Annotated in this window: 9 protein-coding genes; 5 read left to right on the top strand and 4 right to left on the bottom strand. The window is 59.4% G+C overall.

Going from position 1 to position 12,681, the window contains the following annotated elements:
- Positions 1–25: 25 nt before the first annotated feature.
- From ACFRFQ_RS14020 to ACFRFQ_RS14010, 3 genes are all read right to left on the bottom strand, one after another.
- A complete protein-coding gene (locus tag ACFRFQ_RS14020; protein ID WP_378658358.1) occupies positions 26–2,266 on the bottom strand; it encodes a malate synthase G in 2,241 nt (746 codons plus the stop codon).
- A 346-nt stretch (positions 2,267–2,612) separates the two neighbouring features.
- Complete coding sequence (locus ACFRFQ_RS14015) at positions 2,613–3,461, bottom strand: aldo/keto reductase (protein WP_378658355.1); 849 nt, start codon at positions 3,459–3,461, stop codon at positions 2,613–2,615.
- Between the two features lie 89 nt (positions 3,462–3,550).
- Positions 3,551–4,972, bottom strand: a complete 1,422-nt coding sequence (locus tag ACFRFQ_RS14010; RefSeq protein WP_378658352.1) for an MFS transporter — start codon at positions 4,970–4,972, stop codon at positions 3,551–3,553.
- A 366-nt stretch (positions 4,973–5,338) separates the two neighbouring features.
- On the opposite strand from ACFRFQ_RS14010, the gene ACFRFQ_RS14005 reads away from it, so the two are divergent.
- The 3 genes from ACFRFQ_RS14005 (at position 5,339) to ACFRFQ_RS13995 (ending at position 8,505) form a co-directional block, all read left to right on the top strand.
- Positions 5,339–6,367, top strand: coding sequence for a zinc-binding dehydrogenase (locus tag ACFRFQ_RS14005; RefSeq protein ID WP_378658350.1), 1,029 nt, complete (start codon positions 5,339–5,341; stop codon positions 6,365–6,367).
- A 229-nt stretch (positions 6,368–6,596) separates the two neighbouring features.
- The gene (locus ACFRFQ_RS14000) at positions 6,597–8,063 is read left to right on the top strand and encodes an aldehyde dehydrogenase (protein WP_378658347.1); all 1,467 of its coding nucleotides are present in this window, start codon (positions 6,597–6,599) and stop codon (positions 8,061–8,063) included.
- Positions 8,064–8,106: 43 nt separating this feature from the next.
- On the top strand, positions 8,107–8,505 hold the full coding sequence (locus ACFRFQ_RS13995; protein WP_378658345.1) for a cupin domain-containing protein: 399 nt from the start codon (positions 8,107–8,109) through the stop codon (positions 8,503–8,505).
- Positions 8,506–8,638: 133 nt separating this feature from the next.
- Here the strand turns inward: ACFRFQ_RS13995 and ACFRFQ_RS13990 are convergent, their stop codons facing one another.
- Complete coding sequence (locus ACFRFQ_RS13990; RefSeq protein WP_378658342.1) at positions 8,639–9,400, bottom strand: IclR family transcriptional regulator; 762 nt, start codon at positions 9,398–9,400, stop codon at positions 8,639–8,641.
- A gap of 326 nt (positions 9,401–9,726) precedes the next feature.
- Here ACFRFQ_RS13990 and ACFRFQ_RS13985 point away from each other — a divergent pair, with 326 nt between their 5' ends.
- Together ACFRFQ_RS13985 and ACFRFQ_RS13980 are read left to right on the top strand one after the other, a co-directional pair.
- Complete coding sequence (locus ACFRFQ_RS13985) at positions 9,727–11,739, top strand: CoA transferase (RefSeq protein WP_378658339.1); 2,013 nt, start codon at positions 9,727–9,729, stop codon at positions 11,737–11,739.
- 126 nt (positions 11,740–11,865) lie between these two features.
- Positions 11,866–12,651: an enoyl-CoA hydratase/isomerase family protein gene (locus ACFRFQ_RS13980; protein ID WP_378658337.1), complete on the top strand. Its 786-nt coding sequence runs from the start codon at positions 11,866–11,868 to the stop codon at positions 12,649–12,651.
- The last annotated feature ends 30 nt before the right edge of the window (positions 12,652–12,681 follow it).

The raw sequence follows: 12,681 nt of genomic DNA, 5'->3' as shown, positions 1-12,681 counted from the left end.
CGAATTTCGGTTCCCACACATCCCGTCACAAGGCGTTCTTCGCTTTGTATTCCCGGCGGCGTCGGTGCAGGATCGGTTCGGTGTATCCGTTCGGCTGGCTGGTGCCGAGGAAGATCAGTTCGCTGGCCGCTTTGAAGGCGATGTTGGTATCGAAGTCCGGGGCCAGGTTCTTGTACGTCGGATCGGAAGCATTCTGGCGGTCGACCACCGGTGCCATACGCTTCAACGATTCCCGCACCTGATCTTCGGTCACGATTCCGTGCCGGATCCAGTTCGCGAGGAACTGGCTCGAAATCCGAAGTGTGGCACGATCTTCCATCAAGGCAATATCGTTGATGTCAGGAACCTTTGAACAACCGACACCGTGATCGATCCACCGCACGACGTATCCGAGGATCAACTGGCTATTGTTGTCGAGCTCCTGCTGTTTCTGCTCGTCGGCCCAGTCGGTGGCTGGTGCGAGCGGGATCTGGAGGATCTCGTCGACGCTCACACGTTTTGCTTTCGCGATTTCTTCCTGCCGGACGACGACATCGACCTTGTGATAATGCAAGGCATGCAGCGTTGCCGCGGCCGGAGAGGGAACCCAGGCGGTGTTCGCGCCGGCGTTGAGGTGGCCGATCTTCTGCTCGAGCATGTCGTGCATGAGATCGGGCATGGCCCACATGCCTTTACCGATCTGGGCTTTACCCTCGAACCCGGCAGCGAGGCCGGTGTCGACGTTGAAATCCTCGTAGGCCTTGATCCACGTCTGGGCTTTCATCTCGGCCTTCGGCACGACCGGGCCGGCTTCCATCGAAGTGTGGATCTCATCGCCGGTGCGGTCGAGGAAACCGGTGTTGATGAACACCACCCGCTCCTTCACGGCCTCGATCGCCGCCTTCAAGTTCACCGTGGTGCGGCGTTCTTCGTCCATGATGCCGACCTTGATCGTGTTGACCGGAAGCCCGAGAACTTCCTCGACACGGCCGAACAACTCAGCGGTGAAGGCAACCTCGTCGGGTCCATGCATCTTCGGCTTGACGATGTACAACGCCCCAGTGCGCGAGTTCTTCAGCACGTTGTCCGATGTAAGCGAATGCAGACCGGCCAGCGAAGTGAACAGTGCATCGAGAATCCCCTCGGGAACCTCTTCGCCGTCTGGGTCGAGGATCGCATCCGAAGTCATCAGATGCCCGACGTTGCGCACGAATAACAGTGAACGGCCATGCAGGGTTAGGTCAGAACCGTCGATGCCGGTGTAGGTTCGGTCCTGGTTCAGTGTGCGGGTAAAGGTCTTGCCTCCCTTGGTGACATCCTCGGTGAGATCGCCGCGCATCAACCCCAGCCAGTTGCGATATCCGAGGACCTTGTCGTCGGCATCAACGGCGGCGACGGAATCCTCGAAGTCCATGATCGTTGTGACCGCGGATTCGAGCAGCACGTCCTTCACGCCAGCCGCGTCGGTCTTCCCGATCGAGCTCTCGGGGTCGACCTGGATCTCAAAGTGCAACCCGTTGTGCACCAGCAGAATCGCCGACGGTGAATCCGCGGAACCATGGTAGCCGCGCAGCTGTGCCGGATCCGCCAATCCGACAGTCGAGCCGTCGGCGAGGGTAACTGTCAGAGACGCTGCGTCCACCACATACTTGGTGGTCCCGACATGTGAACCCGACACCAAGGGAGCAGCCTCGTCAAGGAAGTCGCGGGCGAACGCGATCACCTTGTCGCCTCGAATCTTGTTGTAGCTTGCGCCTTTTTCTGCACCACCGGTCTCAGGAATGGCATCGGTGCCATAGAGGGCGTCGTACAGCGATCCCCAGCGGGCGTTGGAGGCGTTAATCGCAAATCGTGCGTTGAGCACGGGAACCACCAACTGCGGGCCGGCGGTCGATGTGATCTCGTTGTCCACGCCTGCAGTGGATATCTGGAAGTCGGCGGGTTCGTCGAGGATGTAACCAATCGCCTTCAGAAACACTCGATAATCGGTCCGCCCGTAGTGCATGTCTGTTCGTAAGGGGCCAGGATCGGGCGAGAACGCGGAGTAGTGAGGGTGTTCTCGGTTTACTCGACGATGTTCACGGTGCCACGCGTCGATCTTGTGTTGTAGGTCGTCCCGGACGGCCAACAGTGCTTTGTTTTTCGGGGTCAGGCCGGTAATGACACTTTCAGCGCCTGCCCAAAACTTCTCCGGATCGATTCCTGTGCCGGGAATGGCTTCATCGATTACGAAGTCGTACAACGTTTTTGCAACACTTATGTTGCCGACTTTTGTGTAGTTGGTCATGTTCGTACTTCTCTGTGGTGTGGACGGCTGTGGGGTGTTCGTTGGTGGGGATGACCGAGAAGTGTGTGAGCCTCTTCAGCGCCACGGTGTGCCATACGTACAGGACGGGGCCTCTGACAACTGGAAACTCCCACCTCAGCAGGACAGCAGTAGAAGAATTCAGAGAAGCTGCTGTTACCCGAAGCAGCGTCGCGAACGAATGACCGTCCTACCCTGCCGTCAGTCTCAGTCGAAGTGTGCGGCAGTGACAATCAGTGATTGCGCATGGAACTCGTTGTGTCAGTATGTTTCCGCACGGCGCGGCCGCCCTCGATTCCGTCGGGGCGCCGCAGAAGCGCCAGATCACTCACGTGTCAAACTGTGTCAGGGCTAGCCGTTCGGCAGTGAGCGGATCACTGTGGTCAACGATGAGGTACCGGTCGGTGTCCAGCGTTGCGATCTGCGCCATCTCGTGATCTGTGAGCGTGAAGTCGTTGACAGTGAAGTTCTCTCGCATCCGTTCTTCGCGAGCGCTTTTGGGAATGACTGCTATTCCGCGTTGGAGTAGCCAACGCAGCGCTACCTGAGCAGATGATTTGTCGTGGGCTGCACCGATCGCTCGCAGTATCCCGTTGTCGAAGAATCCATTGCGCCCCTCCGCAAGTGGTCCCCATGCCTCGAGCTGAACGCCGCGCGAGAGCATGAGCTCCTGGTATTGCCGTTGTTGACAAAATACGTGTGTCTCGAGTTGGTTGACGGCGGGAACGATGGTGCTGTGCATGATCAAATCGATCAGTCGATCCGGGTGGAAATTGCTCACACCGATTGCCCGCGTCACACCGGACTCGTTGAGTTTTTCCAGCGCCCGCCAACTCCCGTAATAGTCCCCGAAAGGCTTATGTACGAGATACAGATCGAGATAGTCCAGACCGAGCCGGTCGAGGGACCTGCCGAAGGCACGCTTGGCCGGCTCCTCGCCTTGGTCCTGCACCCACAGCTTCGTCGTGACGAAGAATTCGTGACGGGGGATGCCACTTGCGGCTAGTGCCCGTCCGACCTCCCGCTCGTTTTCGTAGGTGGCTGCAGTGTCGAACAATCGATATCCGATCTCTATGGCGTCTTCGACAATTCGTTGAGTCTGCTTGTCGGGTATCTGAAAGACGCCGCATCCCAGTGCGGGCATCTCGATTCCGTTGTTCAACTGCACAGTTGTCATGGGGTCCCTTTCGGTCGATGGAGCTTCGAGGGTGTCTGTATCGCACAGCGAACATGGACGACAGCGGGCCATCGGCCCGCCTCATGCATTCAGAGTGTCGCTACCGTGTGCGTTCTTTTGGGGGTCATGGTGTCGCGCGCGAAGACGATTCCGATCAGTAGTACGCAGCCGGTGGCGGCGATGAACCATCCTGTGCGATGCAGCCCGTCGTCGTTGATTTCGTCGCCGGTACAGATTTTGAGAACCACAACAGCCAGATTGGCTCCGATGAACTGCGCTGTGCGGTACATCCCGATGGCGGTCCCCACTTCGGTGACCGTTGTGGATGCATTGATCAGGTTTTGGTTGCCGATATTGTTGAAACCATTCGGCAAGCCCAGTACTGCCGCAACGAGTAGCAAAACCACCACCGGGGTGGTTGTTCGTTCGATAAATACGATCAGCAGCCCGCCGATCGCGAGAGCAGCAGTACCGAAAAGCAAGGTGGTCCGCGCCCCGTAACGTCGGTAGGTGTACGCACCGACAATGGTAGCGACGACGCTGACACCGGCGACAGGAAGCATAACCAGTCCGGCGTGAGTGGCACTCATCCCGCGGGAGTACTGCAACCACTGCGGGATTCCGAAGAATATGCAGTAGAAAGCGGTCTGCGTGACCAACGACCGGGTCAGAGTGGCCCGCAGTGGGTGGTTGCGATGAATGGCTCGTATGTCGAGGAACGGTTCGGGAGCACGCATCTCCCACCAGACGAAGACTGCCGTTCCCGCTGTCGCTGCAGGTAGTAGTGGCCAGATGGGTTCATCCCGCAGGGACACCAGGAAGCCCATGGTGGAGGTCAACGTGACCAAGAACAATGCGATGCCGACGAGGTCGAACATCGTGTGTACGGGATGTTCCTTCTCCCGCGGTTTGACACCGGACGGTCCAAGATCGGCGAGGAGGACAGATGCGGCACTGATGGCGACAACAGGGAGATTGACCCATAGGATGGATTGCCATCCAAGTGACCCGACCAGCAAACCACCAACAGTGGGGCCGAGGGCCGCTACCGACTGCCCCGTCGCGGTCAGGACGGTCAGCGCCGATCTGGTCTGTCGCCGGTAGCGTTCGGCATACGTGCGGACCATGGTCATCGCGTTGGGCATCTGCGCCGAGATTCCGGTGCCGAGTACAGCGTACGCGGCGATCAACCAACCGATATTCGGTGCGAGCATTCCTATAATCGATCCGGCTGCGACCAGGGCCAGTCCGCCGAGATACACCCGTTTGGCTCCAACGAGAGCGCCGAGGCGGCCCGTTGTGGTTGCGTTGACGGCGGTGGCTATGTACATGGCCGAAATGACCCACGACACTCCTGACGTACCGAATTGGGCTCCGATAGCGACAATGGCCACGGCGATCATCGACGAGTTGAGGGGTTGCAGCAATGTTCCGGTGGCCAATGCCCCGGTCACTTGTGCTGGGATCGGAGGTGCCGTGGAGTGTGTCGACGAATTCTTAGACGGGGTCATCGCATGCTCGGTTCGATTGCGAACTGGCGCATCGGCGGGCGACCTCGATCGTTGACTGCACCGTTGGTGCATTTCGAGCCCATTCGCGAGTCGCGACCACAGTTGTCGAGTTCGGTCATAGGCACTCGTCCCTCACGCTGTTGTTCCCAATCTCGAGTTGCTCTTGACGTACGTCACATCTTCGCAATAACGTACGTACATTCACAATATCGAACATACTCACGCTTGCTCGATGTCGGGCGACTTTCCGGAAAGCGATCGACAGACCTACGCTGCGACGACTACACCGTTGCCTGTGCCGACATCTCACGTAGAGGGTGTGCTCACCACAAACTGTGAGCGGAACCGACGAGAAGGATTACGACCATGCAGGGACTTGTGTTCACCGGCGACCGAAGTGTGGAACTCCGCGAGTTCAACGATCCGATCCCTGGGCCAGGGGAAGTTATAGTCAAGATTCGAGCGTCCGGCATGTGCGGCAGCGACCTGCACGTCTACCGGGGTTCGGCAGTCACGTCATCCCCGCAGCTACTCATCCAGGGCCACGAACCGTGCGGTGAAATCGTCGAGCTCGGGCCGGGGGTGTCGGCACGCGCAGCCGCCGTCGGCGACCGCGTGATGATTCATCACTATTGGGGATGCGGCACCTGTGTGCAGTGCCGGTCGGGCTGGCCTCAGCTGTGCACGACCGAAGAACCGCGCGTGCCCACTCTCAACGAACATGGTGCACACGCGCAGTTCATGAAAATTCCCCTGATCCAAACCATGCCCTTACCGGATACGCTCAGCTTCGAGACGGGCGCCGCGATCGGATGCGGTACCGGGACCGCCTGGGGCGCCCTGACCCGCATGGGCGATTTGACCGGAAAAACGCTCACGATCTTCGGGCAAGGTCCAGTGGGATTGTCGGCGACGATGTTTGCGGCCTCGCTCGGCGCAAGAGTCATTGCCGTCGACATCAACGACACCAGGCTAGAGCAAGCCCGTGCCTTCGGCGCTGACACAGTTGTCAACTCCTCCGCCGGGGATGCTGTCGACGCCGTTCGCGCGGCGACATCCGGACAAGGCTCGCAACTGGTGATGGAGACTTCTGGGGTCACCCCGGTCGCAGCTCAAGCGCTGGAAGCGGTGGCAACGTGGGGCACGGTGTGCTTCATCGGCATCGGAGCGAACGTGGAGTTCAACACTCGGGACACGTTGCGACGACAGCTCACGCTTCTGACGTCATGGACCTTGTCCACTGTTGATCAGATTCGATGCGCGGACTACGTCGATGCCCACCAGCTACCTGTCGACGAGCTGTTCACACATCGATGGGCCTTGAACGAGGCATCTGAGGCCTACCAGTGGTTCGACAAGCAGGATGCAGGCAAGGGCGTCTTCGTGTTCGACTGACCCGGTTTAGACGGTTGACACACCCATTTGTACCTAATATCGTACGAGCATTCATAATAAAGAACGTACTCTGGATGTGAGAGCGCGCTGGGCCGGTTACCCGATCTCATTGCGCGGGTAATGCGGGTCGGTGCGCACCAGGGCTTTTCTGCCCTCGTTCTGCAAGTTCGATCGCAAAGCGCGTCACGACGGGCGAGCCCTGATCCCATCCATAGCGACAAGGAGAACAATGGCTGAGGAATGGACCAAATCGCACGATGTGCTGTTCATCGGGGGTGAGTGGGTACGGTCGACAGGGACCGAACGCATCGAGGTCATATCGCCGTGGAGTGAGCAGGTCATCGGGTCGGTGCCCTCTGCAACGCGATCCGACGTGGATCGAGCTGTCGCTGCCGCGCGGAACGCGTTAGACCATGGGGAATGGGGGCGCACCTCTCCCGAAGATCGGGTTGAGGCACTGCGAACAGTCCGCACACTTCTCGCTGACAGGCAAGATGAGTTCGCGGCTCTGATCACAGAGGAGATGGGCAGTCCGATCTCCCAATCGGGTCCGATTCAGGTCGGTGTTCCGCTCGACATTTTGGATTCCTACATCGAACTGGCGGGCACGTACCCGTTTCGAGAGGTCCGTACCTCCGCTACACGCAGCGCGCTGGTCACTCGTGAGCCAGTCGGCGTCGTAGCTGCCATCGTTCCATGGAATGTCCCGCTCACCGTGGCGGTCATCAAACTAACACCTGCCCTGGTCGCGGGATGCACCGTAGTACTGAAACCGGCTCCGGAAACCCCACTGAGTGCATACGCACTCGCATCGGTCTTCGAACAGGCAGGACTTCCCGCTGGGGTGGTCAACGTAGTTCCAGCCGACCGAGAATCCAGCGAATACCTGGTCTCTCATCCGCAGGTCGACAAAGTCACGTTCACCGGGTCTACCGCCGTCGGCCGTCATATCGCGGCGTTGTGCGGACAAAATCTCAAACGCTCCACCTTGGAACTGGGTGGAAAGTCGGCCGCAATCATCCTCGACGACGCCGATTTGGATCAGACTGTCGAAGCGCTGCGTCTGGGATCGCTGCGCAACAGCGGTCAGGTGTGCAGCCTCAAGACACGCCTGCTTGTCTCGCACCGCCGCCACGACGAGTTCATCGATCGACTCAAGCATCTCGTCGAATCCATGCCGGTCGGAGACCCGAGAGATCCTGCCACCCAGATAGGGCCGATGGTGACGGCCAGGCAGCAGAGCGCGGTAGCCAACTACATCGACATCGGCCGTAGCGAAGGAGCAGTGACGGTTCTCGGCGGCCCCGAAACGTCATACGAACATGGATGGTTCGTCACCCCAACGGTTTTCACCGATGTGAAGCCCGACATGCGAATTGCTCAGGAAGAGATCTTCGGACCCGTTCTGGCAGTGATTCCCTACGACGACGAGAGGACAGCGATTGCCGTCGCGAACGATTCCGCATACGGATTGAACGGCTCCGTCTTCACCACGGATCTTGACCACGGACTCGACGTGGCCGCACAGATTCGTACCGGAACCATCGAAATCAACGGCAACTCAGTCGGTTTCCATGCCCCAGTGGGGGGATTCAAAGCCAGCGGCATAGGACGCGAAGCTGGGCATGAGGGTATCGAAGCGTATGTCGAACCAAAATCCTACGGATTGCCGCCGGCATACGCGGCATCGCTGTAGACGAGCCCAGCCGCAGAAACAAGAAACGGAAAGGACGATCACGATGCTAACCATCGTCAAACGAGGAGACGGCAGCGATTCTGCTCGCTCCGAAGGGCCGTACACGGGCGAAATGTGGCGCGATTTGGTACAACAAGACGCTAATGGGAACTCGTTCGGAAAAGTGTTCTTCACGCCGTGCGCTCGCACGTATTGGCACAGCCACCCGGGAGGCCAACTCCTCATCGTGGAACATGGAGAAGGCCTCGTCGGAGACGAGAACGGCACTTACAAGATTGGGGTGGGAGATTACGTCTGGACCCCACCCAACACCCGGCACTGGCACGGTGCGACATCGGGTCGATCGATGCTGCACACAGCCGTGACCTTTGGCGGGGCAACGTGGGAAGAAGAAGTGCCCGAGGAGCATTACCTCGAAGCAAACAGTAGCGCCAAGAGCTGAGCGGAGGGGAGGCCGGCGCGCATAGGCGGCCTCCCCTTTCGTATCGACCTTTGCCGTGCAACGAAACTCGATCGGTCCCCGAGCCAACAACGCCACTGGCTGGCTACACGGGCGAAAGCCGATCCGACCGGCCTCAGCTGTCCTTAAGAGAAGTGTTAGACAGTCCCCGAGCGACTGTTGCTACGCGTTCGGCGATCACATCAATTCTGTCGATCATCCGCGCCGAAGGTCCAGCCAAGCCAATCGCGAGAGTTACTTCAGGTCCACCGATGATGATCGGGCTGGCCACACCGTACAGTTCGGGATCGGTCTCTCCCCGATTGATGGCAACGCCCGACGCACGAATGAGCGCGACCTCGTCCAGTATCGCCTTCTGCTGTTGCGGATCCGGATACTTACGACGAAGGTAGGCATCGCGCCGCCGGGGGGACATGTATGCCACGAACACTTTTCCGTAGCTTCCTGGCCACATCGGACGCCGCTCATGCAGTGGCGGAGAGGCTCGAATTGTCTGGTTCGGTTCCACGACATCGATGTTGATAACCGAGTCGCCCGCCGAGGTGGCAAGGATGGCTGTCTCGTTCCATTCGGCCGCCAATTGCTCGAGCGTGTGGCGATATGCCGCAGTGATCGCTTGACCACCGAGAGCAAGCATCGACACCGCCGGACCCTGAAAGTAGCGGCCGGCATGCTCCCGCAAATGACCAGTCGCCACCAAACCGCGAGCCAATCCGTGGATCGACGATTTCGGTGCACCGAGCATGTCAGACAGATCTGCCAGCCGAAGACCCGTGGGTTCGCTGGCAACGACCATTTCGAGAATTGTCATCACTCGACTGACTGTCCGGTGCTCGTTACTGCCAGCAGTGACTGCTTCGGTATTCAGCGTGGTCATCGAGCGCCCCTCCGTTCCATGGTCCCTTCACACGAGAAGCTTAGGTCGTGCCGTGCCGGGCGGCCCTACGGCACAACCCATGGCACGCACCGCACCGACCTCGAAGTAAGGCCCCGACGAACTTCTCTCTCGAAGAATAACAGTGTCAACCTTAGAAAATGTTTGTAATGACGAATACTTGTCCGTTATTATGTATGAATCTTACCTCGAGCTTGGTCCGATGAGCTGCGTTCGTCACAACGTACAAGCGCTGGACAACTCGATTCAAAGCCATTGTCGCCGGACGGTCTGTGGGCGATGTCAACGCGTAGAGAAGGATCCCGATCATGACGTCAGGATTGACGACCACCGCAGCCCCCTCAGTCAAGGATCTCAATAGTTTGCCGTGGCTCTCACACGTGCGTGTCCGCCTTCTAGATTCCTCGCCTACCCTCGATGTCGCGCACAGGGTGCTCGAACAGCTCGGGGCCGACGTGTCTACGGATACAGCGGTCGATGCTGCCGATATCGTTCTGGCCGACCGTATTCGGGGCAGAGGTTATTCGGCGAACAGAACAGCAGCACAGTATCTCGCCGACGTCGCTACAAAGAATCGATCGGTGTGGGTTACCGCGAGCGCCTACGGGCTCGAAAGCTCGCGCGCCGATGTTCCAGCGTCCGAGCTGACCCTTCTTGCTGCCGGCGGCATTCTCGGGCACTCGCGCATCGGAGCTCAGTGGGCTCCGACAGTTACGCCGGGAAAGCTCGCGTCGAAGTTGATCGGCTACGTCGTAGCGGTGTCTGCGCTGCACGCCCTGCACTCCTTTCAGGCAGACGGTAAGCCAGTACATGTCGATGTAGCCGGACAGGGCGCAGTGGTCGCCACCGGTCTGGCTCTCGAGATGGCCCACGCATTAGGAGAGAGCCCCGAGGAAGGCGGCAGCGCCCGATATGGCGCTCCCTCAGGCTTCTACGACTGCCTCGACGGTGCGGTCTACGTGCTTGCACTCGAGGATCATCAGTGGCGGGCATTCGCAACCGCACTGGCCCCTCTGATGGATTCGGTCCCGACATTAGAAGATGCTCGCGACCATTCCGACTACGTCAATACCCGACTCGCAGAATGGACTTCGAGCCGAACAATAGAAGAATGCGAAGGCATTCTTCAGCGCGCCGGTGTGCCATGCACCGCGGTAAACACCGTTGCTTCCTTCGTGGAGAGGGCGCAACGTCAGGGACGATCGATCGAACTACGCGGTGAGAACCCGTACCTCCTGCCCGCGGAGGTCACACAGGTGCCGTCCGAATCGGTAGCAAAATCGAAGACACTGTCCGATCTGAAGATCCTCGACGCTGGACATGTGCTGGCAGTTCCGCTCGCTGCGGCGTGGCTCGGCGCAATGGGGGCGCAGGTGAGTAAGCTCGAAGATCCAGACCGGCTCGATATCTACCGTCGTCGCGGTCCCTTCTACCCGGGCACACCGGGATTGAACAGAAGCTCATATTTCAACCAACTGAACTTCTGCAAAACCACACTCGACGTGAGATTCAATAACGCGGACGCTGAACTGGACACAAAACGATTCGACGTCGTACTACACAATCTGACTCCCCGCCGCGCGAGGGTCGTCGGTGTGGATTCGGCAAGTGTTCTCGCCACCGGTCATCCCCTCCTCGGCATCTCCTCGAGCGGTTTCGGCGGCACCGGCGAATGGTCCGGCTATCGCGCCTACGGACACAACATCCACGCCTTTGCCGGTCTTGTTGCTGCCACGCGTGATGCACGGGACGAGATGGGCGATATGGGTACACCGTGGGCGGATCCACTTACCAGTGCTGCTGTTGCCGCTTGGGTGCTGGCCTGGTCATTGGCGGCGGAGCACCACTCCACCACAGCGGTCGACATCTCGATGGCGGAACTGACCGCAGCTCAGTTGACCGACATCATCGACGAAGACCTGGCCGACGTATATCGCAACGTGGAAACACTCGATTTCTTCGTCGAAGTATCGCAGTCACAACAGTTACTGGCCGTCACCTTGAACGACGCCACCGACATCGCAACATTCGAGGGGCTGACCGGCCGGACTCTGCCAGAGATCCCCCGGCGCGGTCAATTGATCGAGCTGGTCAAGGACGATCTACCTGCCGACTTCGTGGACTCCTTGATCGACGCCGGAGTTGCAGTCTCACCGGTGTACACCGCCCATGATCTGGCGCGAGACGAGTTCCTACGCAGTACCGGATTGTTCCAACACGTCACCAGCACTGATCTCGGCCGCTACCGCATCACGGGCTTGCCGTGGACTTTCGTTGGCCAGGACCGGCACGCGGTAACTGCTGCGCCCGAACGCTTCTGAAGGACACGCGGCTTTCTCATACGGCCGGAGTCTTGCACCACACTGTCGTCGAGGTGGCTCCCACGATGAACTCGATGACAGCCCCTGCATCCCCATCACTACTGAAACGGAGGTCGAACGCGCACCATGAGCGAACGCATCTCGGCACAGCCCATCGACGACGGCGTGGACGTCGACATTCACGACTCAGGGGTCGCGGTAGTGACGTTCACCCGCGGACGAAACAACTACTTCGACTACGACCTGATCGACACTCTCGCAACACGACTGGAAGAACTTCCCGCCGCAGGAGCACGCGCTGTGGTCTTACGGACGACCAGCCGACACTTCTGCGCAGGTGCCGATTTCGTTGGACGAGAAGATGAACAAGCCGGACGGCACGTCTACGACATCGTGCCCCGACTCTTTGCACAGACGTTGCCCATCGTCGCCGCCGTCGGCGGTGCGGCCATCGGCGGCGGTCTGGGACTCGCCTTAGTGGCCGACTTCCGGATCACGACCCCGTCCGCCTATTTTCTGGCCAATTTCAACCGCATCGGAGTCAGCGAAGGGTTCGCCCTTTCGGTGACCTTGCGACGTCTGGTAGGCCCCCAGAAAGCCTCGGAGATGCTGTACGCAAGCTCTCGAGTCGGAGGTCAGGCAGCGGTGATGGCTGGGTTGTCCGATCGTATGGTCGACGACGCCGAACTAGACGACGCTGCATTGGCTTTCGCGACGGAGATTGCACTCTCGGCCCCCCTAGCTGTGGCCGCCTCACGGCGCGCGCTGCGCTCCGACGTGACCAGCGACATCATCGCAGAGGCACTGCGGCGCGAACGTGCCGAGCAGAAGCCGCTGATGACAACGTCCGACTTTCATGAAGGCGTGCAAGCCTGGCGGGATAAACGAACACCGGCATTTCAGCGGTTGTGATTCTCGACCCGCAACCTCGCATGACCAGCA

Source organism: Rhodococcus sp. NPDC056743 (genome assembly GCF_042790355.1).
GTDB lineage: Bacteria > Actinomycetota > Actinomycetes > Mycobacteriales > Mycobacteriaceae > Rhodococcus_F.
The sequence above is the reverse complement of the archived record's forward strand: the minus strand, read 5'-3'. Positions and strand labels throughout refer to the sequence as shown.

Excerpts from the sequence above, each read along its gene's own strand:
- ACFRFQ_RS14020 (WP_378658358.1), bottom strand. The coding sequence starts at position 2,266 with ATGACCAACTACACAAAAGTCGGCAACATAAGTGTTGCAAAAACGTTG.
- ACFRFQ_RS14015 (WP_378658355.1), bottom strand. The coding sequence starts at position 3,461 with ATGACAACTGTGCAGTTGAACAACGGAATCGAGATGCCCGCACTGGGA.
- ACFRFQ_RS14010 (WP_378658352.1), bottom strand. The coding sequence starts at position 4,972 with ATGACCCCGTCTAAGAATTCGTCGACACACTCCACGGCACCTCCGATC.
- ACFRFQ_RS14005 (WP_378658350.1), top strand. The coding sequence starts at position 5,339 with ATGCAGGGACTTGTGTTCACCGGCGACCGAAGTGTGGAACTCCGCGAG.
- ACFRFQ_RS14000 (WP_378658347.1), top strand. The coding sequence starts at position 6,597 with ATGGCTGAGGAATGGACCAAATCGCACGATGTGCTGTTCATCGGGGGT.
- ACFRFQ_RS13995 (WP_378658345.1), top strand. The coding sequence starts at position 8,107 with ATGCTAACCATCGTCAAACGAGGAGACGGCAGCGATTCTGCTCGCTCC.
- ACFRFQ_RS13990 (WP_378658342.1), bottom strand. The coding sequence starts at position 9,400 with ATGACCACGCTGAATACCGAAGCAGTCACTGCTGGCAGTAACGAGCAC.
- ACFRFQ_RS13985 (WP_378658339.1), top strand. The coding sequence starts at position 9,727 with ATGACGTCAGGATTGACGACCACCGCAGCCCCCTCAGTCAAGGATCTC.
- ACFRFQ_RS13980 (WP_378658337.1), top strand. The coding sequence starts at position 11,866 with ATGAGCGAACGCATCTCGGCACAGCCCATCGACGACGGCGTGGACGTC.